The sequence below is a fragment of the uncultured Brevundimonas sp. genome (assembly GCF_963977465.1).
GTDB lineage: Bacteria > Pseudomonadota > Alphaproteobacteria > Caulobacterales > Caulobacteraceae > Brevundimonas.
The window spans coordinates 535,148-556,044 of sequence record NZ_CAXBOQ010000001.1 but is presented as its reverse complement, the minus strand read 5'-3'; the positions used below and the strand labels follow the sequence as shown (position 1 = coordinate 556,044).

The following is a 20,897-nucleotide window of genomic DNA, read 5'->3' as shown; positions in this document are numbered from 1 at the left end:
TCGTCCAGAACAAGGCGTGAACCGTTGTCGATGTTCTGTAAGTGTTCTATCCTAATGTCAACTTAACGGAAGATCAGCCCAGCAGGGTCCGCGTCGCCGCCGCGACATCAGCCTGACGCATCAGGCTTTCACCGACCAGGATGGCGCGGGCACCGTCGGCAGTGACCCGGGCGACGTCGCCGGGTGTGAACAGGCCGCTTTCGGCCACCAGCAGGGCCTGCGGCGGGGCCAGGGCGGCCAGACGGGCGGTGGTGGCCAGATCGACGTCGAAGGTGCGCAGCGAGCGGTTGTTGATGCCGACCAGATCCCCGTCCAGCTTGCAGGCCCGGACCATCTCGGCCTCGTCGTGGGTTTCAATCAGGGCGTCCATGCCGAACCGGCGGGCCTCGGCCAGAAGCTCGGCGGCCAGGACATCCTCTACCATGGCCAGGATAATCAGGACGCAATCGGCCCCCAGGGCGCGACTTTCGGCCACCTGCCACGGATCGACGAGGAAGTCCTTGCGCAGACAGGGCAGGGTGACGGCGGCGCGGGCGGCGACCAGATAGGCGTCATCGCCCTGGAAGCTGGGGCCGTCAGTCAGGACGGATAGGCAGGTGGCACCCCCGACCTGATAGGCGCGGGCCAGTTCGGGGGGATCGAAATCGGCGCGGATCAACCCTTTCGACGGACTGGCCTTCTTGATCTCGGCGATCAGGGCCGGACGGCCGGGCATGGCGGTGCGGGTCAGGGCGGCGCGGAAGCCACGCGGCGGCGAGGCGGCAGCGGCGCGGGCCTCGATCTCGGCTTGGGGCGTCGCAATTTTCCGGGTAGCCACGTCGTCGCGTTTGTAGGCGGCGATCCGGTCCAGCACGTCGGTCATACGGTCTCTTCAGGCTCGATCGGGGTGCTGGTGATGCGCGCCAGGGCCTCAAGAGCGGCGGCGGCGCGCCCGTCGTCAATGACGGCGGCGGCCTGGACCACGCCTTCGGCCAGATCGGCGGCGCGGTCGGCCACGACCAGGGCGGCGGCGGCGTTCAGCAGCACGATATCGCGATAGGCTCCGGCCTGTCCGGCCAGCAGGGCGCGCAGGGCGGTCGCATTCTCTTCGGCGTCGCCACCACGCAGGGCTTCGATCGATGCGCGGGGCAGACCGGCGTCCTCAGGCGTGACGGCGAAGCGGCGCACCGCCCCGTCCTTCCACTCGGCCACCTCGGTCGGGCCGGTGGTGGTCAACTCGTCCAGACCCTGACCGTGCACGGTCCAGGCGCGGGTGGCCCCCAGACGCCCCAGCACCTCGGCCAGCGGCTCCAGCAGGCGGGGGTCGTAAACGCCCATCACCTGACGGCGGGCCCCGGCCGGATTGGACAGCGGACCGAGCAGGTTGAACACGGTGCGGAAGCCGATCTCGGCCCTGACCGGTCCGACGTGGCGCATGGCCCCGTGGTAGGCGGGGGCGAACAGGAAGGCGATATTGGCTTCGTCCAGCGACAGGCGCTGCTGGGCCGGGGTGGCGGCGAGGTTGACGCCCAGCACCGACAGCACATCCGACGAGCCCGATTTCGAACTGAGGGCCCGGTTGCCGTGCTTGGCGACCTTGAGGCCCGCGCCGGCCAGCACCAGGGCGGCGGCGGTGGAGATGTTGAAGGTGTGCTGGCCGTCGCCGCCGGTGCCGCAGGTGTCGATCACCTCATAGGGATGATCAAGGGTCAGGGCGGCGTCGCGCATGGCTCCGGCGAAGGCGGCGATCTCGCCCACGGTCTCGCCGCGCATGCGCAGGGCGGTGACGGCGGCGGCGACCTGGGCCGGACTGGGCTCGCCCCTCAGGCAGGCGGCGAAGAAGGCATGCGCCTCCGTGTCGGACAGGACGTTCCCGTCGACCAGTTTCGCCAGCAGGGGCTTGAAACCGTCAGCCACGGCGTCAGACCACGGCCAGACGTTTGACCCCGGCGAGGTCGAGGAAATTGGCCAGCAGGTCGTGGCCGTGGTCGGTGGCGATCGATTCGGGATGGAACTGGACCCCGTGGATCGGCCGGGTCTTGTGGGCCAGACCCATGATTTCGCCATCGGCTGTCCAGGCGGTGACCTCGAGCGTGTCGGGCAGGGTGTCCCGGCGCACGGCGAGGCTGTGATAGCGGGTGGCGGTGAACGGCGAGGGAAGGCCCTTGAACACGCTCTGTCCTGTGTGTTCGATCGGCGAGGTCTTGCCGTGCATCAGGCTCTTGGCGCGGATGACCTCACCGCCGAAGGCCTGACCCATGGCCTGATGGCCGAGACAGACGCCGAAGATCGGCATATCGGCGGGAGCCGAGGTCAACAGCGACAGGCAGATGCCGGCCTGATCGGGGGCGCAGGGGCCGGGCGACAGCAGCACGGCCTCCGGCTTCAGGGCCCAGGCCTGTTCTACGGTCAGGTCGTCGTTGCGCACCACGCGCGTCTCCGCGCCCAGTTCCGCAAGGTAGTGGACGAGGTTGTAGGTAAAGCTGTCGTAGTTATCGACGACGAGGATCATCCCGCGCTTCTAGACCATTTTTGTTTCAGGTCGAATCGACCTGAATCCAAAAAATGGTCCAGATTCAAACTGGAGCGAAATCTGAGCCGAGTTGGACCTTCGTCCACCTCAACCGATTTCGCTCACGGGCTACAGGGCCCGTCCGCCAAGCGTTCGCGGAACGGTAAGGCTTCGTTAACCGTGTCAGGCTGCAATCAGGCTGTAGCGACGGGAAAGCCGATGACTGATTCCACAATCCCCGAGGCGCGCCGACTGCTGCAGTCGCCGACGCCGGTTCACAGCCCCTGGTCCACCCTGGTCGCCAGCGCCCTGGCGGCGACGGCGGCGGTGTTGATGGCCGGTGTGATGGTTCTGGGACCGGGTGTGCGCTTCAACGACAACGGCATCCCGGTCGATCCGGCGACGATTCCGGCCCAGCCGGGCTGACCCCTCAGCGGTTGCCGCTGGTGTAGCGCCAGGCGTCGATCGCGGCGTTCATCGGGGCACGAGCCTTGGCCCGGGTCTCGGCATATTCCGCCGCCGGATCACTGTCGACCACGACGCCGGCTCCGGCCTGGACGAAGATCCGGTCATCGGTGAACATCGCGGTGCGCAGCACGATGCAGATGTCGGCCTCGCCCCCCGCCGAAATATAGCCGACCCCGCCGCCGTAGCCGACGCCGCGCTTTTCCGACTCCAGCTCGTCGATGATGGCCATGGCCCGCACCTTGGGCGCGCCGGACAGGGTACCGGCGGGCAGGGCGGCCAACAGGGTGTCGACGGCGTCCAGTTTGGGATCGGCGCGGCCGCGTACGTCCGAGACGATGTGCATGACCTGGCTGTAGCGTTCGACGGTGAAACTCTCGGTCACCTCGACCGACCCGGGCACCGAGACCCGGCCGACGTCGTTGCGGCCCAGATCCAGCAGCATCAGATGCTCGGCCCGTTCCTTGGGATCGGCCAGCAGTTCGGCCTCCAGCGCGCGGTCGGCTTCGGGTGTGGCTCCACGCGGGCGGGTCCCGGCCAGCGGACGGATGGTGACCGCCCCGTCCTTGAGCCGCACGAGGATTTCCGGGCTCGAGCCGGCCAGCTGGAAGTCGATGAAGTCGAGATAGAACAGATAGGGCGACGGGTTCTGGCGGCGCAGCGAGCGGTAGAAGGCGAACGGATCCTCGCTCCACGGGGCCGAGAAGCGGTGGCTGAGCACGACCTGGAAGATGTCGCCGGCCTCGATATAGGCCTTGGCTGCGGTCACCATGTCGGTGAAGGCGGCCTGGTCAACGGGCGAGTGGAAGTCGGGAGCCGGGACCTCGACCGGGGTCGCTCGCGCGCTCAGCGGGGCCCGCAGCTCGGCCTCGAAAGCGTCCAGCCGGGCCACGGCGGCGTCATGGGCCACTCGGTCGTCGTGACCGCTGTCGGGATAGGCGGCGGAGATCAGAACGATCTCATGGCGCACCGAATCGAAGATGGCCACCAGCGAGGGCCGGGCCAAGACGGCATCGGGCAGGTCCAGCGGATCGGGGTTGGGCGCACCCAGCGGTTCCAGCAGACGCACCATGTCGTAGCCGAACACGCCGAACAGGCCCGCGGCCATCGGCGGCAGGTCATCGGGCAGGTCAAACCGGGTGGCGGCGATCAGGGTGCGCAGGGACTCGAGCGCCGGTGCCGGATCAGGCGTGAATCGGCCGGCGGCGACAGCCGGGCCGCGGGCCTGTTCGGCGCGGCCGTCGCGGCAGCGCCACACCACATCGGGATCACGGGTCAGGATCGAATAGCGACCGTTGACCGCGCCGCCCTCGACGGACTCCAGCAGGAAGGCATAGGGCCGGCCGTGGCCGACCTTCAGAAAGGCCGAAACCGGGGTCTCGAGATCGTCGACCAGACGGCGGACGACGACCTGCGGCCGTCCCGCAGCCCAGCCTCCGGCAAAGGCGTCGAAGCCCGCCGCACCCGGTCCGGTGGTCATTGGGCCGGGGCGGGTGCCGGGGTCGGCGCAGCTGCGGCCGTAGGCGCGGCCTCGGGTTCGGCGCTCAGGCCAAGGGCGACCCGGGCGCGAGCGACATCATAGGTCGCCTTGATCCGGGCGGACGCCGCGGTCATCGACTGCTGGATCATGGCCTGGACCTGCTCTTGCGTCATGCGCGGGCGAACCTGTTCAGCGATCGGCGCGGCCAGGGCCGGAACGGCGGCGTGGATCTGGTCGACCCGGCCGATCACATAGCTGGACGCCGATTGCGGCAGGGTGAACACCTGACCACGGCCCTGGCCGAACAGCCCCTGGAGAGCGCCTTCGCCCAGGGCTTCCTGGCTCTGGCGGTCCTGCTTGACGCCCGTGTGGATCTGGACCGGGGCCCCCACCGATCCGGCGACGGCGGCGACATCCTCGCCGGCGCGGATGCGACCGGCCAGTTCCTCGGCCTTGGTCACCAGCAGACGATTGTTTTCCCGCAGGATCCACTGCTGTTCCAGCGGGCCACGGATGTCGGCCAGTGCCGGCAGGCTGGACGGGCGAATGTCATCCAGACGCAGCACGAAATACTGACCCTGACCGGCGTCGATCACTTCGCTCTCGCCACCCTTGGTCAGGCTCCAGGCCGTGCTGAAGATCTGGGGCGGCGCGTTCATCGGCTGGCCGTCCGGCGTCTTGCCGTCCTCGGTAAAGGGCGGCAGCTGGATGATGCGGGCGCCGACTTCCTCAGCCGCGGCTTCCAGCGTCTTGCCATCCGTCCGGGCCTTCTCATAGCGGTCGACGCGGTCATAGACGGCCCCGCGAACGTCTTCCTGACGCAGTTCGGCGACGATGGCGTCGCGCACGCCGTCCAGGGTGACGGCCCGGCCCGCGTTGATCGCGGTGACCTTGGCGACGGTGAAGCCGACCCGCCCCTGAACCGGGGCAGACACTTCATTGGCGGCCAGGCCGAACACGGCGGCGGCGACGGCGGGGTCACCGAGGGCCGTGCGCGCGGTGTCGGTATAGGGGGCGACCTGGGCTCCGTTGGCGGCGGCGGCCTCGGACGGGGTCTGACCCGCGCGCAGGGCGGCGGCAACCTTGTCGGCGGCAGCCCGGGTCGGGGCGGTCAGGGTGACAAAGGTCCGTGTCTCGGCGTCGGACAGGGCGTCCTTGCGGAATTCGAAACGCTCCTGGATACGCGATTCCGCGATCGGGGCGGTGGCGGCGGGGCCGCCGTTGAACAGGATCAGGGCGGCCATCCGGTATTCAGGCTGGCGCAGGCGATCGGCGTTCTCGGTCATGAAGGCCGTCAGTTGGGCTTCGGTAGGCTTGGGCGAAGTCCCGGCCATGGCCTGGGTCACCGTGAAGAAGCGGCCGTCGCGGGTTTCGAGCGCCTGACCGGCGATCAGCGCCCCGTAGATGCGGGGCAGGCGGGTCCCGGCGAAGATCGCAGCGCTGAAATGGTTGCTGGCGTACTCATCCCGGAATTCCTGTTCCAGCTGGGCCGGGGTGACGTTCTGGGCCGCCAGGGCCGTCCGGTAGGCATCGTCGTCGAACTCGCCGGTGACCTGGTTGAAAAACACCGGGGCCCGACGAATCTGCTTCAGCACCAACGCCTTGCCGGGGCGAATGCCGGCCTTCCAGGCCCAGTCGAGGAAACCGAGACGCTGGGCCTGGCCGTCGAGATAGCGCAGGTGGATGCTTTCGTTGATCAGGTCATCGATCGACACGGGTCGACCGGCCTGTTCCTGCAGATTGTTGCGGACCCGTTCGAAATCGGTGCGGAACTGCTGCTGGTCGACGCTGCGGTCACCTGCGGTGATCACATGTCTGGGACCGATGTTGGCCAGCACATCCATCTGTGAGCCGCCCGTCACCAGCAGGCCGAGCGCCAGCAGGACGATCAGGCCCATGGCCCATTTGGATTTGGCGAAATCGCGGAGCAGGGAGATCATCGAGAGAACCTGACGGGCCGGCGGCAAGGGGAATGTCTGTGGCGTATAGGGCTCGTCAGGGTGGCACGGCAAGCGGCCGGTGCCCCAGACGGCTTGGCTTGGGTCGACAGGATGCCTAAACAGGGCGAATGAAACAATCCGTGAAGCTGATCGCCGGCAATTGGAAGATGAACGGCCTGGGCCGCGATCTGACCGAGGCCGAGGCCCTCAAACAGGCTCTCGAGGCCGATCCCGCAGCCTGCCGGGTCGTGTTGTGCCCACCGGCCACGCTGATCGAGCGCATGGCGCGGCTGCTGGGCGGCGGGGCTGTTGAGCTGGGCGGACAGGATTGTCACGCCGCGGCCGCGGGAGCCTTCACCGGCTCGGTCTCAGCGGAGATGCTGACCGATGCCGGTGCGCGTCTGGTCATCGTCGGCCATTCGGAGCGTCGTGCGGGCTTCGGGGAAACTGACGCGGACGTGGCCGCCAAGGCCGAGGCTGCGCTCGCCGCGGGCCTGGAGCCGATTATCTGTGTCGGCGAGACCCTGGAACAGCGTGAGGCCGGCGAGGCCATTGACGTCGTCAGCCGCCAGGTCGCCGGATCGGTGCCGATGAGCGTGGCCGGCCGACCCTTCGCCCTGGCCTATGAGCCGGTCTGGGCCATCGGCACCGGGCTGACGCCGACGCTGGAAGAAATCGAGGCGGTTCACCGGGCCGTTCGGCTGGCCATTCAGGCCCGGCTGGGGACCGCCGGCGACGTCGCCCCGATTCTCTACGGTGGTTCGGTCAAGCCCGCCAATGCCGCAGCAATCCTCGCCGTGCCCGAGGTCGGCGGCGCGCTGGTCGGCGGGGCGTCGCTGAAGGCGAGCGATTTCCTCGACATCATCCGCGCCGTCTGACCTGAACCGACGGCATCGATGATTGCTCCCCGGGCACATCAATGTTAGACGCCCCCGCTTGATCGGCGCAGCTTCGCGCCCACATGATTGACACCATGCTCCAGACCATTTTGCTCGTCGCCATGATCCTGATTTCGGTCGCCCTCACCGGGGTGATCCTGTTGCAGCGCTCCGAAGGCGGCGCGCTGGGCATGGGCGGGGGTCCGTCGGGCTTCATGACCGCCCGCGGTGCCGGCAATCTGCTGACCAATGCGACCTCTATTCTCGCGGTCCTGTTCTTCGCCTGTGCGATCAGCCTGACCATCGCCGGCAACATGTCGCGGGCCAATGAGTCGGTGATCAATGCCGATGACGTGGGTGCGATCGCGGTCGGTGGTGATGCGCAGGCTCCGGCCACGACCGCTCCGGCTCCGGCCCCGACCACGCCGCTTCAGCCCGCGGCTCCGTCGCTGGACGATCTGGAAGCCAGCCTGCCGTCCGGCGCGCCGGCCCCGGCGCAATAGGGAATGTGGCCGGCGGTCGTTTCCGCCTCCGGCCTTCGCCCTAGAAGTCTCAAATCCCGGGCGCGCGCAGGCGCGCCCGTTTCGTTTTCAACAGATGGATCGCGCAAGCGCCATCACAGGCCGCGCGAATCGGCGGTAAGGTAAGCTCCCATGGCCCGTTATGTGTTCATCACTGGCGGCGTGGTTTCCTCATTGGGAAAAGGCCTCGCCTCCGCCGCTCTCGGTGCGCTGCTCCAGGCGCGCGGCTACAAGGTGCGCCTGCGCAAGCTGGACCCCTATCTGAACGTCGATCCGGGCACGATGAGCCCCTATCAGCACGGTGAGGTGTTCGTCACCGATGACGGGGCCGAGACCGACCTCGACCTGGGCCACTACGAGCGTTTCACCGGCGTGTCGGCGGCCCGGTCAGACAACGTCACCACCGGCCGCATCTATTCGACCATCCTCGAGAAGGAGCGGCGAGGCGACTATCTGGGCGCGACCGTCCAGGTCATTCCGCACGTCACCGACGAGATCAAGACCTTCGCCCTGTCCCCGGCCTTGACCGACGCGGGTGAGGAGGTCGACTTCGTGCTGATCGAGATCGGCGGCACGGTCGGCGACATCGAGGGCCTGCCGTTCTTCGAGGCCATTCGTCAGCTGGGCCAGGATCTGCCGCGCGGTCAGTCGTGTTTCGTGCATCTGACCCTGCTGCCCTTCATCAAGACCGCCGGCGAGATGAAGACCAAGCCGACCCAGCATTCGGTCAAGGAGCTGCGCTCGATCGGCATCCAGCCCGACATCCTGCTGTGTCGCTGCGAACAGCCGATCCCGGCCGAGGAGAAGCGCAAGATCGGCCTGTTCTGCAACGTGCGTCAGGAGGCGGTGATCCAGGCGATGGATTCTGCCGACATCTACGCGGTGCCGCTGGACTATCACCGCGAGGGTCTGGATTCACAGGTGTTGGCCCATTTCGGCCTGACCGACGCCCCCGAGCCGGATCTGACGATGTGGGACGAGATCGTCCGTCGCCGCCTGCACCCGGACGGCGAGGTCACTGTGGCCATCGTCGGCAAGTACACGGTGCTCAAGGACGCCTACAAATCCCTGATCGAGGCGCTGCACCACGGCGGCGTGGCCAACAACGTCAAGGTCAACATCGACTGGGTCGAGGCCGAGACCTTCGAGGGCGATCGCGAGGCGTGCGATGCCCGCCTGCAGGGGGCCCATGCCATTCTCGTCCCCGGCGGCTTCGGCGCACGCGGGGCCGAGGGCAAGATCGAGGCGGCCCGCTTCGCCCGCGAGCGCAAGATCCCCTATTTCGGCATCTGTTTCGGCATGCAGATGGCGGTGATCGAGGCGGCCCGGAACCTGGCCGGCTGTCCCGAGGCCTCGTCGACCGAGTTCGGTCCGACCGAGGAGCCCGTCGTCGGATTGATGACCGAATGGACCCAGGGCAACCAGCGGGTTCAACGCCGGAAGGACGGCGATCTGGGCGGTACCATGCGGCTGGGGGCCTATGACTCGGTGCTGGTGCCGGGATCGAAGCTCGCTGAGATCTACGGCACCACGACTATCAGCGAACGGCACCGTCATCGCTATGAGGTCAACATCAACTATCGCGAGGCGATCGAGACGCGGGGCGGTCTGGTCTTTTCTGGCCTGTCGCCGGACGGGGTCCTGCCGGAGACCGTCGAGCGCCAGGACCATCCCTGGTTCGTCGGCGTTCAGTATCATCCGGAACTGAAGAGCCGCCCCTTCGCCCCGCACCCGTTGTTCGCCGGCTTTATCGAGGCTGCCGTGGTGCAGAGCCGGCTGGTCTGACGAGCCGGTCGTTCTGGAGGCCGGCTCAGGCCTGTTTGCGGTGCCGGCAACGGACGCAGGTCATCATTCCGGGGACGCTGTGGCTGTCGACCCAGCGATGGCCGCGAAACAGGCAGCGCAGATAACACAACCAAGCTTTCACGGGCATCTCCACTGGAAGCATGGCGCTCCCGTCGGCCCTTGTAAAATATCGCCGTTTCTTGATTTCTCGTCGGGTATGGTCCCTTGCGCACCGTCGAAGGTGACGATGCTGCCGCTGACGACCGCCGGGCGGGTCGAACGGGCTGGTTGGCGCTGCTGTGGCGAGGCCCTCTGCATTGACCGGCAACGCGAAAGGCGCGCTACGGTTCCGCTTGAATTCGCACGGACAGGCGCGCCGGATGATGGGGCCCGGCCATCGGGGTGCGACTGTTCTCTGGCGGACGGTCAGAACAGGCACTGCCATGAGATATTTGGCAGGGGTGGTATCAGTAACGACGGACCTCAATGACTAGACTACAAATATAGTTGCAGCATTTATTCTAAAAACAACATTATATCGCAATATTATTTCTGTTTGCATTGTAATTTGGCATAATATGTGGAATACTGATGCCAATGGCCGATAAGATAGACTTTTTCGATGAAATGTACGGTTCTGGCGATGCTTCGCGAGCGCCCTATAGTGATTACGCAGGGTGGTTTGATCGGCAGGATGCCGGAAGACTTCGGCAGAAGTCGAAGGAGGCCGAGGTCTTCTTCCGCCGCACCGGCATCACCTTCAATGTGTACGGGCAACAGGAGGCCAATGAGCGTCTGCTGCCGTTCGACATCGTTCCGCGCATTATCGCGGCGCGGGAATGGAGCCGCCTGACCCGGGGGATCGAGCAGCGGGTGCGGGCCATCAATGCCTTTCTGCACGACATCTATCATCGCCAGGAAATCCTGCGGGCCGGCCGCATACCGACCGAGCTGATCGCCAGAAACGAAGCCTTTCTGCCGCAAATGATCGGGGTTTCGCCGCCCGGCGGGATCTATACCCACATCGTCGGGACCGACATCGTCCGGACCGGCGAGGATGACTTCTTCGTCCTTGAGGACAATGCCCGGACCCCGTCGGGTGTCTCCTACATGCTCGAAAACCGGGAAACGATGCTTCAGATGTTTCCGGAGCTGTTCTCCAAGGTGTCAGTCCGGGAGGTGGGGGACTATCCCAAGCTGCTGAGACGCTCGCTGACGGCCTGCGCGCCCGAGGGGTGTGAGGGGACGCCGGTCGTGGCAGTGCTGACGCCGGGCATACACAATTCAGCCTATTTCGAGCACTCGTTCCTGGCCGACCAGATGGGGGTTGAGCTGGTCGAGGGGCATGACCTGCGACTGGTCGACGGTCGGATCGCGATGCGGACCACCCAGGGATACAAGCCGATCGATGTCCTGTACCGGCGGGTCGATGACGACTTTCTCGACCCGCTGAATTTCAATCCGGGGTCCCAGCTCGGGGTGCCGGGGATCATGGACGTCTACCGCGCCGGCAAGATCACCATCGCCAATGCGCCGGGCACCGGGATCGCCGACGACAAGGCGATTTACAGCTACATGCCCGAGATCGTGGAATTCTATACCGGCGAGAAAGCCATTCTGAAAAATGTGCCGACGTGGCGCTGTGCCGAACCGGATGCGCTGGCCTATGTGCTGGAGCACCTGTCCGAACTGGTGGTGAAGGAGGTGCACGGGTCCGGTGGCTACGGCATGCTGGTCGGCCCCGCGGCGAGCAAGCGCGAAATCACCGCTTTTGCGGCCAAGCTGAAGTCGCGCCCGGGCAACTATATCGCCCAGCCCACCCTGGCCCTGTCGACGGTTCCCGTGCTGACGAAGGCCGGATTGGCCCCGCGGCACGTCGACCTGCGCCCGTTCGTGCTGGTTTCGCCCAACAAGATCGACATCACGCCCGGCGGCCTGACCCGGGTGGCGATGAAGCCCGGTTCGCTGGTGGTCAACTCGAGCCAGGGCGGTGGCACCAAGGACACCTGGGTGCTGGAGGAATGAGCGCCGTTCAGGGAGACAGCCCATGCTAGGCAAGACCGCAGGCGGCCTGTTCTGGATGTTCCGCTTTCTGGAGCGCAGCGAGAATACCGCGCGCCTGGTCGATGCGGGATTCCGCATCGCCCTGACCCGGTCGGCCGCGGCCGAGGCGGAGTGGGCGTCGGTCATCGGCACGGCGGGGGTCCGCAAGGCCTATCTGGCCCGTTACGACGATTTCCGGGCTACCAGTGTCATCGACTTCCTGCTGCGGGACCCGACCAACCCGTCCAGCGTTATGTCGGCGATCGACAGCGCCCGCACCAATGCGCGGCTGGTGCGGACCGCCCTGACGCGCGAGGTCTGGGAGGCCACCAATGAGTGCTGGATGACCATCAAGGCCGTGCTGAAGCGGCCGGTGTCGGAAAGCGACCTGCCTGACGTGCTGGCCACCATCCGCCGCCAGAACGCCCTCGTGCGCGGGGCCCTGACCGGCACGATGATGCGCAACGACGTCTATAATTTCGCCCATATGGGGACGTTCATCGAGCGGGCGGACAACACGGCGCGCATCCTCGACGTCAAATATTATGTGCTGCTGCCGTCGGTGTCGTTCGTCGGTTCGTCGCTCGACAATGTGCAGTGGGAGACGATCCTGCGCTCGGTTTCGGCGCAGCGGGCCTATCGCTGGCTGAGCGACGGCACGGCCAATCCCAAGCAGATCGCCAATCTGATCATCCTGGATCACCGCATGCCACGGTCGCTGGCCTACAGCGTCGGCCAGATCTGCGAGCAGCTGGATCTTCTGGCCGAAGCCTATGGCGAGTCCCCCGCCTGTCACGACCTTTCTCGCGCCGCGGTCAGCCGTCTGGCCAGCCATTCGATCGACTCGATCTTTGAAACCGGCCTGCACCAGTTCCTGGCCGACTTCATCGCCTGCAATACCGCGCTCGGTCTCCAGATCGAGCAGGACTACCGATTCTACGGATGACCCCATGCGCGTGAAGATCCGGCACAGCACCGAATACACCTACGACCAGCCGCCCACCCATGGCCTGCAACAGTTGCGGATGATCCCCAAGGCCTCGGCGGGGCAGACCATCGTGTCGTGGCGCACGGAGGTGCAGGGCGGGCGCAAGGCGGTGGCCTTCACCGACCAGCACAACAACCAGGTCGAGCTGCTGACCATCGATCCGGGGGCCCGGTCGGTGACCATCGTCTGTGGGGGCGAGGTCGACACGGCCGACACGGTCGGGATCATCGGCCAGCACGGGGGCTTTGCCCCGCTGTGGTATTTCCAGCGGACGACGTCGCACACCCGGCCCGGTCCTCGAGTGCGACAGCTGGTGCGGGACCTCGGCAAGGACTTCGACAACGACACGGCGCGTCTGCACGCGCTGTCGGCCCTGATCCTGGGCGCGGTACCCTATGCGACGGGGGCGACCGACCTGTCGACGACGGCTGAGCTGGCGCTGGAGGCGGGGCAGGGGGTCTGTCAGGATCACGCCCATATCTTCATCACCGCCGCTCGGTTGATGGGCTATCCGGCCCGCTACGTCAGCGGCTATCTGGTGATGGACGATCGCGTCGAGCAGGAGGCTGGCCACGCCTGGGCCGAGGCCCATGTCGAGGGGCTGGGCTGGGTCGGGTTCGATGTGTCCAACGGGGTGTCGCCCGATCCGCGCTATGTCCGGGTCGCCACCGGTCTCGACTATGGCGAAGCCGCCCCGATTTCGGGTATCGTGTTCGGCGGACACAACGAATCCATGATCGTGCAGCTGCAGGTTCAGCAGTAGCGATGTCTGCCCGACTGAACCGTGTGAGACTTCCATGACCTATTGCGTCGGCCTGCGCCTGAACAAGGGGCTGGTGTTCATGACCGACACCCGGACCAATGCCGGGGTCGACAACATCGCCAAGGTCCGGAAGATGTTCACCTGGCACAAGCCGGGCGAGCGGATGATCACGATCATGACCGCCGGCAACCTGGCCACCACCCAGTCGGTGGTCAGCACGCTGGACGAGCGCAGCAAGATTCCGGCCGAACGCAATCCGTCCCTGCTGGAAGTGCCGACCATGTTCCAGGCGGCGCGACTGGTCGGCGAGACCCTGCGCGAAACCATCAAGTCGAACTCGCACAGCGGCCAGACCGCCGAGGCCAAATTCGGGGCCACGATCATTGTCGGCGGCCAGATCAAGGGCATGCCGCCGCGGCTGTTCCTGATCTATCCGGAGGGCAATTTCATCGAGGCGACCGGGGACAATCCCTTCTTCCAGATCGGCGAGACCAAATACGGTCGACCCATCCTGGTGCGCGGTTTCGATCCCGACATGAGCTTTGAACAGGCGGTCAAGCTGCTGATGGTCTCGTTCGATTCAACGCTGAAGGCCAATCTGTCGGTTGGCCTGCCGCTGGATTATCAGATCTATCGTTCCGACGACTATGCGCCGGCCCATGAGCGGCGGGTCGAACACGATGACCCCTATTTCCAGACGATCGCTTCCGAATGGGCGGGCGCGCTGAAGGGGGCGTTCAACTCGCTGCCGGACCCCGAGTTTTAGCCTCGAGCGGACGCTTCGCGCTCAGGGATTGAGCGTGTAGCCCTGCTGCTGCAGCAGGGCCAGGGCGGTCATGGCCGACAGGGACAGGCCGACGCCGGGCAACAGGTCGGCCTTGGTGATCTGTTGGGCAGCGGCCGTCTGACCGCACAGCCAGATGTCGACCCCGTGGGCCGTCAGTTCCGCAATCGCCGCCGCACTGCCGTTGGTCGCGCCGTCATTGCGGGCGGCGTAGACGGATGGGGTCAGCAGATCGGCGGCCGCGCCGCCGTGGACGACGATGGCGACGTGAATGTCGGCGACCGGGACGCCGGCCTCGACATGCATGTTGATGAAGCGGGCGGCCGAGTCGATCGTCCGGTTCAACTGGCCCGGCGTGGCCTTGTCGGTCACGTCGAACACCACCCGGAACACCGTGCCTTCGGGAATCGGCAGGTCGCTCTGGACCGATGCGATGTGGCCGAAGGTCGTGAATACAGGCCCGGTGTGGAAGCCGGCACGCGGTTCGGCGGCCGCCTGCAGCGGCAGCAGGAGCAGGGCGGCGACGATGGGCAGCAACTTCAGCATGAGAGTCTCGCTTTCACCCCCTTGCTAGCAGGCGGATCACCCGGCGACGAGGTCCGGACTACCTTTGGCAGGGTTTGGCGAAAACGGGGTGCCAACCGTGCCAACCTGCCATCCGGTCAGAACCCTGCGCCTCGAACGCCGTAACCCGAGGAGTCTGCCACAGCCGCGGACCCCGGCGGGTTTTTGACCGCAATTTTTCTGGAAGATGAATAATGTCAGTGGCTTGGCGGTGCGGGAAGGGCGGAAAGAGGGCGTCGGCCTCAGTGATCATGGCTCGCCTGAGGGGCCAGCCAGCGTGACAGGTACATCCGTTCAAAGGCGAAGACCGCTGCGATGGCCATCCCTGCAATGAGGACAATGACCGGATCGCTTTCCAGCTTCATTGCTGTGAAGGCCGCAAGAACCACGGCGTCGAACGCCAATGCAGCCAAAACAACAGCCCCTGCGGCACCGACCTCTTTCCGGCGGAAACGAAACACGCCCCAGTGCACGATCATGTCCATGATGAGATAGAAAAAGGCACCCAGCGAGGCGATCCGGCCGAGATCAAAAAAGATCGCCAGCGTCGAGGCGAGGACCACTGTGTAGACCAGCATGTGACGTTGAATGTCCCCGGACATGCCGAAATGACGGTGCGGGATCATCTTCATCTCGGTCAGCATCGCCAACATGCGTGACACCGCGAAGACGCTGGCGAGAACGCCGGAGGCCGTCGCAACCGCGGCCAGAACGACCGTCAGATAAAAGCCCGTCTGGCCGAGGGCCGGCCGGGCAGCCTCGGCCAGGGAATAATCTCGCGCGGCGACGATCTGGTCTATGGTCAGGCTCGATCCCACACCGAAGGCTACGAGCAGATAGACAAGGACGCAGAGCGCAATCGAGATCACGATCGCCCGGCCCACGTTGCGATGGGGGTCAGTGACCTCAGCTCCGCTGTTGGTGATCGTTGTGAAGCCCTTGAAGGCAAGGATCGCCAGGGCGACCGAGGCGATGAAGCCCGTCACGCTCGCGGCCTCTGCCGAGGTTGATGCCGCCGCGAACTGGAAGCCGCTCGACCAGAGCGCGGCGATACCAAACAGCGCGATACCGCCGATCTTGACCGCAGCCATGACCAGGGAGAACCGCCCGACCGACTGGTTGCCGGCAATATTGACGAGGAAGGCAAACACGATCACGGCGACCGCGAGAATCGGCACCAGCGGCCCGCCCACGATATCAAAGGGCCGCAGGATATAGGTGGCGAAGGTTCGGGCTACGAGGCTCTCGGCGATGATCATGCTGAGCGCCATCAGCAGGGCGGCCCCAGCGGCGACGGCACCCGGGCCGTAGCATTTCTGCAGGATCATCCCGATCCCGCCTGCCGAGGGCCAGGCGTTCGACATCTTGATGTAGCTGTAGGCGCTGAAACTCGTGACCATCGCGCCCGCGACGAAGGCGAGCGGAAAGAGCGGCCCGGCCAGCTGCGCGATCTGGCCCGTCAGAGCAAAGATGCCGGCCCCGATCATCACGCCGGTGCCCATGGCCACCGCCCCGCCGAGCGAGATCGAGCCTTTTTTGTAGCTATTGCCTTCGGGGCCTTGCTGCATGTCGGGTCGCCTTCAGTCGATACTGTTCTGTCACTGCGCGGGTGGGCGGGATGTCTCCTGTCAGCCGGTCCTGTCGCGTCGGCGCGCCCGCCACACTGTGATGTCGCGTCCCACCCGGATCCACAGCAGGATGAATCCCGTAATCACGATGGTGAAGGTCAGGAACGTCAGCCCGATGAGCAGGGGATGATTGAAATCCTTGCCCTCCTTGAGGTCCAGGATGTGGAGCCGCCAGAAGAAGTCGTAGAAACGCCAGACGTTCGAGCGCCGGGTGACGACCTCGCCGGTTTGCGGTGACAGGTAGAAGCTGGTGCGTTCGGTGTCGTTGAAATCCACGCGCCAGATCGGGCCCTCCTTGCCGGTTTCCTGCGGGGCGACGGGCAGCAGGACGGTGGAGGTCGGTGTGCCGTCTCCGCGATAGGCGTTGGCGGCCATCTGCGTCGCGGTTGCCGTGTCGAGTGCCGGAAATGCCTGGCCTGTCGCGGCGGACACCGTGACGGGGTCACCCTCGACCGGGGTCAGGACCCAGGCCGTACCGCGGGGTGTCGACTTCAGTTCGGCGCGCGCGACCGCGAGGTTCTGTGCCGCGGCGATGGCACCCGGAGCCTGAACGCCGTCAAAGACCAGCGGCGTCGGGGTTTGCTCGCGCACATGGTGCTCGCTGCGTACCGTCTCGATCGGAATCGCGGTCATCACCAGACCGCCCGCAACCCAGAACAGGACCTGGATGCCGACGGCCAGGGCGATCCATTTATGCAGCTGGGTCGACAGTCGAAGGACTTTCATCGGGGAGCCTCAGGCGTTGTGACGGGCGAAGACGCGGGTTCTACCGTCTTTCAGCACCAACAGGGTGTTGTAGGTCTCCCGGCGGCCGTCGGCTGTCTCCATGCCGGGCGACCCCAGTGGCATGCCCGGGACACTGAGACCCACTGCATCCGGACGCTCGATCAGCAGACGGCGAACATCCTCGGCCGGCACATGACCCTCAATGACATAGTCGCCGATCAGGGCGGTATGGCAGGAGGCCAGGGCGTCGGGCATGCCGTGGCGGCTGCGCAGCGTCGCCAGATCCGTGGTGACGGTGACGCTGACATCGAAACGGGCGTCGCGCAAATGGCGCACCCAGCCGTCGCAGCAGGCGCAGGTCGGGGTCTTGTAGACCGCGATTTCACTCCGGCCGGGCGTTTGGGCACAGGCGGCAATCGGGACGGCGAGTATAATAGCGACGCCGCCGAGAAAGGCGCGACGGGGTAGAGGGGTCATGGTCGGATCTCGATGAGCGGTTGTGACGGGTGGGCAGGCGTTTGAAAGCGCCTGCCTAGGCGGCGGGTCGCGGTGCCCGGGCGGAGGAATGGTAGCTGACGATCCGCCAGATGCCACCCCGACGTTCCAGCACGCTCGTTGCGACGCCGCGGCGTTCGACGGCGGGGCGAGCTGCGTCCTTGAAGACGATCCGGTAGACATAGGTCTCAGTCGCATAGGCGACGTCACCGGCCACCGTGACCTCACTGGTGTAGTCGTTGAAGTTGAAGGCCGAGAACACCTTGAGTTCCGGGCCGAGATGGTGCGCCAGATACTCGCCGTAGATGCCCTCGACGCCGCCCTGTTCGTAGACCCGGCCATCCGGCCAGAAGAAGGCCGACCCGGCGTCGCCGTCCAGGGCTTCAATAGCCTCGCGGTAGCCGCGGAGCACCTGGGTTACTTCGGCTTGCGGAGCGGGAGCGACCGCCTGAGGGGGGTCATTGAAGGCCGAGGCGGTGCCGGCGGGAAGGCCGAGGGCGAATACGGCCATCATCAGGGTTCGGGTCATCATGGAGACTCTCCTTGAATGTTGTGGGCGGTGTGGGGCGGTAAGGGGGACAGGCCCTTAGAAGCGAAGATGGTTGGCACCATGGGTGAGCGCGCCGCCGAGGTAGGCGTTGACCAGCACGGCGGCGACGATCGTGGTCAGCAGCCCGGCGTACAGACGTCGCCGCCCCGGGCCGGCGTCCGGCCGCATCGCGCGTTCCTTGGCCCACCAGGCGGCCAGACCGATCAGGGCGATGGCCGTGCCGATCCAGCGATGCAGGGTGTGGGTCAGGTCTTCGGCCGGACCCGGCAGACCCATCGCCAGCCAGCCCAGACCCGCGGCGACCAGCGCTGACAAGGCCGCCAGGCCAATGAGTACCCGCGTTCCGTCCGTCAGCCAGGCGCGACGGCCGAGCAGGGCGGCGACCTCAAGGACGCCGGTGATCAGAAACAGGGCGATGGGAAAATGCACGACGGCGGGGTGCCAGCGCCCGAGCCAGCTATACAGGCGTTGCGGCATGGGTTTGGGCGGGCCCATCTCCATGCCGCCGTGGTCGGTATCGCCGTGATCCATAGCCACCGGCATGCCGGCCATCGTACCGGTCATGCCCGGTTGAGCGGCGGCCGCTGCGGGTGGGGCCGCGACCTGATTATGACCTTCGTGCGCCCATGCCGGAACCGCCGTCACGAGGACGCCGAATGCCAACAAGATCGCGATCCAACGTTCTATCACGGTAAACACCTCCCGAGGCATGCCTGCTCTTCAAGGGTACGCGCGGGCCGGACGGTCCCCTCGTTTGGCGGGCTGCGAAGCCGTCGTTTGAGCGCAACGAAGGCGCGCGGTCAGTCGAGCCTCCGTCAATTCAGTCGATATCGATGCCGGCAGCTGAAGGTTGGGCGGAGCGTCCGGGTGGTCCCTTTATCGGGCAAACCGATCGTATTTATCTATTACGGGGAAGGGTTACTTCGAACAGGCTGGCGTCGTAGATCAGTACCGATCAGGTCGTTCCATTGATTTATTGTAACTTGACGGAAGATTTGAACTGCAAAAAGGTGCTGTAATACTATTCAAAATTCTCTGGAAGATGAACTGTGCAAAAAATACATGCTGTCCAAAGAGGTTTGCTGATTTCACTCCTTCTGGCTGCGGCTTCCTGCGCGCCGAAGGACATGGTGTCGGCGTCCCTGATCTCACCTCTAACGGTCGTAACTGGCCCGGCGACGGTCCTGTCACCGCTGACGGCTATGAGCGGGAGCGATCTTGCGACTGCAATCCGAAACGGCGACGTTACGTCTGAGGCGGTTGTTGAAGCTTACCTTGCGCGAATTGACGCTTACGACGACGCGGGTCCGATGATTCAGAGCGTCATTTCGCTCAATCCCGATTCGCTCTCCGAGGCGCGGATGCTGGATATCGAAGCCGGCGAAGGACGATTTCGCGGGCGGCTGCACGGTGTTCCGGTGCTCGTTAAGGACAACATCGAAACCCGGGAGTTGCCGACCACTGCCGGTTCGCTGGCGCTGGCTGAAAACCGGACCGGTCGCGACGCGCCGATAATTGCGAGGCTGCGTGCCGAAGGTGCCATCATTCTTGGAAAGACGAACCTTTCAGAATGGGCCAACTACCGTTCGAGCCGGTCTATCAGCGGATGGAGCGGCGTGGGGGGGCTGACGCGCAACCCCCACAGTCTTGATCGCAGCCCTTGTGGGTCGTCGGCCGGATCGGCCGCTGCCGTGGCGGCCCGTTTTGCGCCATTGGCGCTGGGCACCGAAACGAACGGGTCGATCACCTGTCCGGCCGCAATGAATGGAATTGTCGGTTTCAAACCCACCGTCGGGCTCATGTCCCGGACAAACATTGTGCCGCTCTCTCCAAGACAGGACAGCGCCGGACCGATGACGCAAACCGTTCGCGACGCCGCGCTGATGTTGACGGTCATGGCGGGCACGGATCTCAACGACCCGGCCACTGTGAACCCAAACAATCAGTACCGCGACTATGTTGAAGGATTGGACGCCGGTATTGACGGGATGAGGATCGGTGTTTTTCGCTGGGCCGAGGGTGACAACGCGGCCGTTTCCGCGGCCTTTAATGAAGCCCTGAAAGTTCTCACCGACCAGGGGGCCGTCCTGGTCGACATTCGCGAGTTCGAGCCGGACCCGGTCATGTTCGTCAGCGGCGATACCGTTTTGAGGGTTGAGTTCAAGCAGGCCCTGAACGCCTACCTGGCTGACTCCGCATCCGGGGTTGAGGTGCGGTCGCTGCCGGAGCTGATCGCCTATAACGACGCTCATGCAGACAGGGAACTTGCCCTCTTTGACCAGTCAATCCTCATTCAAGCCGAACAATCTGCCGGTCTTGATGATCCGGAGTATATCGCCAACGCGTCAGCGATTACCGAGGCCGCACGTGCCAAGGGAATCGACCTGCTGCTGCGCGAGCATAATGTGCAGGTGCTGGTCATGCCGACCACGCGAGCCGCGTCACCCGTCGATATTGCGTTCACCTCCCGACCCGTGGGAGGTCCGGTCGGGGCGGGCTGGCTGGCCGCGATGGCCGGATACCCCACGCTGACCGTGCCGATGGGAGATTATATGACCCTGCCGCTTGGATTGATGATTGTCGGGACCGCGTGGGACGATGCCCGGGTGCTGACGGTCGGGCATGCCTATCAAATACACAGCAACAAGACCCTTGCACCCGGCTATGCCAATGGCCCGCTCGCGACGCCCGGCAACGCCGCGGCGATTCTCCCTGACGTTGCGAGGTAAGGTTCCGGTTCCTGTTTTTGGCTCGTGCGGCTGCGACTGTTCCCGACAGCTCGGCTGTCGAGACCGG

The 20,897-nt window shown here is 65.5% G+C and carries 20 protein-coding genes; 9 read left to right on the top strand and 11 right to left on the bottom strand.

What is annotated here, in order from left to right:
- Positions 1 to 73: 73 nt before the first annotated feature.
- From trpC to AAC067_RS02935, 3 genes are read right to left on the bottom strand one after another with little or no spacing between them, the layout of a single operon-like run.
- Positions 74 to 862, bottom strand: a complete 789-nt coding sequence (trpC, locus tag AAC067_RS02945; protein WP_339929364.1) for an indole-3-glycerol phosphate synthase TrpC — start codon at positions 860 to 862, stop codon at positions 74 to 76.
- Complete coding sequence (gene trpD / locus AAC067_RS02940) at positions 859 to 1,896, bottom strand: anthranilate phosphoribosyltransferase (protein ID WP_339929362.1); 1,038 nt, start codon at positions 1,894 to 1,896, stop codon at positions 859 to 861. Before trpD ends, trpC begins: the two co-directional genes overlap by 4 nt.
- A gap of 4 nt (positions 1,897 to 1,900) precedes the next feature.
- Positions 1,901 to 2,491, bottom strand: a complete 591-nt coding sequence (locus AAC067_RS02935) for an aminodeoxychorismate/anthranilate synthase component II (RefSeq protein ID WP_339929360.1) — start codon at positions 2,489 to 2,491, stop codon at positions 1,901 to 1,903.
- A gap of 219 nt (positions 2,492 to 2,710) precedes the next feature.
- Between AAC067_RS02935 and AAC067_RS02930 the strand changes: the two genes are divergently transcribed.
- Positions 2,711 to 2,917: a peptidoglycan-binding protein gene (locus AAC067_RS02930; RefSeq protein ID WP_339929358.1), complete on the top strand. Its 207-nt coding sequence runs from the start codon at positions 2,711 to 2,713 to the stop codon at positions 2,915 to 2,917.
- 4 nt (positions 2,918 to 2,921) lie between these two features.
- On the opposite strand, the gene trpE is transcribed toward AAC067_RS02930, so the two are convergent.
- Complete coding sequence (gene trpE / locus AAC067_RS02925; protein ID WP_339929356.1) at positions 2,922 to 4,436, bottom strand: anthranilate synthase component I; 1,515 nt, start codon at positions 4,434 to 4,436, stop codon at positions 2,922 to 2,924.
- Positions 4,433 to 6,376, bottom strand: coding sequence for a peptidyl-prolyl cis-trans isomerase (locus tag AAC067_RS02920; RefSeq protein ID WP_339929354.1), 1,944 nt, complete (start codon positions 6,374 to 6,376; stop codon positions 4,433 to 4,435). Before AAC067_RS02920 ends, trpE begins: the two co-directional genes overlap by 4 nt.
- A gap of 128 nt (positions 6,377 to 6,504) precedes the next feature.
- On the opposite strand from AAC067_RS02920, the gene tpiA reads away from it, so the two are divergent.
- The 7 genes from tpiA to AAC067_RS02885 all read left to right on the top strand — a co-directional run bounded on the left by tpiA (position 6,505) and on the right by AAC067_RS02885 (position 14,120).
- Entirely contained in the window at positions 6,505 to 7,254 is a 750-nt protein-coding gene (gene tpiA / locus AAC067_RS02915; protein ID WP_339929352.1) for a triose-phosphate isomerase, read from the top strand.
- A 95-nt stretch (positions 7,255 to 7,349) separates the two neighbouring features.
- Positions 7,350 to 7,757 carry a preprotein translocase subunit SecG gene (gene secG / locus AAC067_RS02910; RefSeq protein ID WP_339929350.1) on the top strand — a complete coding sequence of 136 codons (408 nt, stop codon included), beginning with the start codon at positions 7,350 to 7,352 and terminating at the stop codon, positions 7,755 to 7,757.
- 150 nt (positions 7,758 to 7,907) lie between these two features.
- Entirely contained in the window at positions 7,908 to 9,560 is a 1,653-nt protein-coding gene (locus tag AAC067_RS02905; protein ID WP_339929348.1) for a CTP synthase, read from the top strand.
- A gap of 597 nt (positions 9,561 to 10,157) precedes the next feature.
- The gene (locus tag AAC067_RS02900) at positions 10,158 to 11,585 is read left to right on the top strand and encodes a circularly permuted type 2 ATP-grasp protein (protein WP_339929346.1); all 1,428 of its coding nucleotides are present in this window, start codon (positions 10,158 to 10,160) and stop codon (positions 11,583 to 11,585) included.
- A gap of 22 nt (positions 11,586 to 11,607) precedes the next feature.
- Complete coding sequence (locus AAC067_RS02895; protein ID WP_339929344.1) at positions 11,608 to 12,549, top strand: alpha-E domain-containing protein; 942 nt, start codon at positions 11,608 to 11,610, stop codon at positions 12,547 to 12,549.
- A 4-nt stretch (positions 12,550 to 12,553) separates the two neighbouring features.
- Complete coding sequence (locus AAC067_RS02890; protein WP_339929342.1) at positions 12,554 to 13,354, top strand: transglutaminase family protein; 801 nt, start codon at positions 12,554 to 12,556, stop codon at positions 13,352 to 13,354.
- A gap of 34 nt (positions 13,355 to 13,388) precedes the next feature.
- Positions 13,389 to 14,120, top strand: a complete 732-nt coding sequence (locus tag AAC067_RS02885; protein ID WP_339929340.1) for a proteasome-type protease — start codon at positions 13,389 to 13,391, stop codon at positions 14,118 to 14,120.
- A gap of 21 nt (positions 14,121 to 14,141) precedes the next feature.
- Here the strand turns inward: AAC067_RS02885 and AAC067_RS02880 are convergent, their stop codons facing one another.
- From AAC067_RS02880 to AAC067_RS02855, 6 genes are all read right to left on the bottom strand, one after another.
- On the bottom strand, positions 14,142 to 14,684 hold the full coding sequence (locus AAC067_RS02880; protein ID WP_339929338.1) for a DsrE family protein: 543 nt from the start codon (positions 14,682 to 14,684) through the stop codon (positions 14,142 to 14,144).
- 260 nt (positions 14,685 to 14,944) lie between these two features.
- A complete protein-coding gene (locus AAC067_RS02875) occupies positions 14,945 to 16,270 on the bottom strand; it encodes an APC family permease (RefSeq protein WP_339929336.1) in 1,326 nt (441 codons plus the stop codon).
- 60 nt (positions 16,271 to 16,330) lie between these two features.
- Entirely contained in the window at positions 16,331 to 17,056 is a 726-nt protein-coding gene (locus AAC067_RS02870; RefSeq protein WP_339929334.1) for a PepSY domain-containing protein, read from the bottom strand.
- Positions 17,057 to 17,065: 9 nt separating this feature from the next.
- Positions 17,066 to 17,533 carry a DUF411 domain-containing protein gene (locus tag AAC067_RS02865; protein ID WP_339929332.1) on the bottom strand — a complete coding sequence of 156 codons (468 nt, stop codon included), beginning with the start codon at positions 17,531 to 17,533 and terminating at the stop codon, positions 17,066 to 17,068.
- Between the two features lie 55 nt (positions 17,534 to 17,588).
- Positions 17,589 to 18,083, bottom strand: coding sequence for a nuclear transport factor 2 family protein (locus AAC067_RS02860; protein ID WP_339929330.1), 495 nt, complete (start codon positions 18,081 to 18,083; stop codon positions 17,589 to 17,591).
- Positions 18,084 to 18,137: 54 nt separating this feature from the next.
- The gene (locus tag AAC067_RS02855; protein ID WP_339929328.1) at positions 18,138 to 18,665 is read right to left on the bottom strand and encodes a DUF2231 domain-containing protein; all 528 of its coding nucleotides are present in this window, start codon (positions 18,663 to 18,665) and stop codon (positions 18,138 to 18,140) included.
- Positions 18,666 to 19,180: 515 nt separating this feature from the next.
- Between AAC067_RS02855 and AAC067_RS02850 the strand changes: the two genes are divergently transcribed.
- The gene (locus AAC067_RS02850; protein ID WP_339929326.1) at positions 19,181 to 20,830 is read left to right on the top strand and encodes an amidase; all 1,650 of its coding nucleotides are present in this window, start codon (positions 19,181 to 19,183) and stop codon (positions 20,828 to 20,830) included.
- The last annotated feature ends 67 nt before the right edge of the window (positions 20,831 to 20,897 follow it).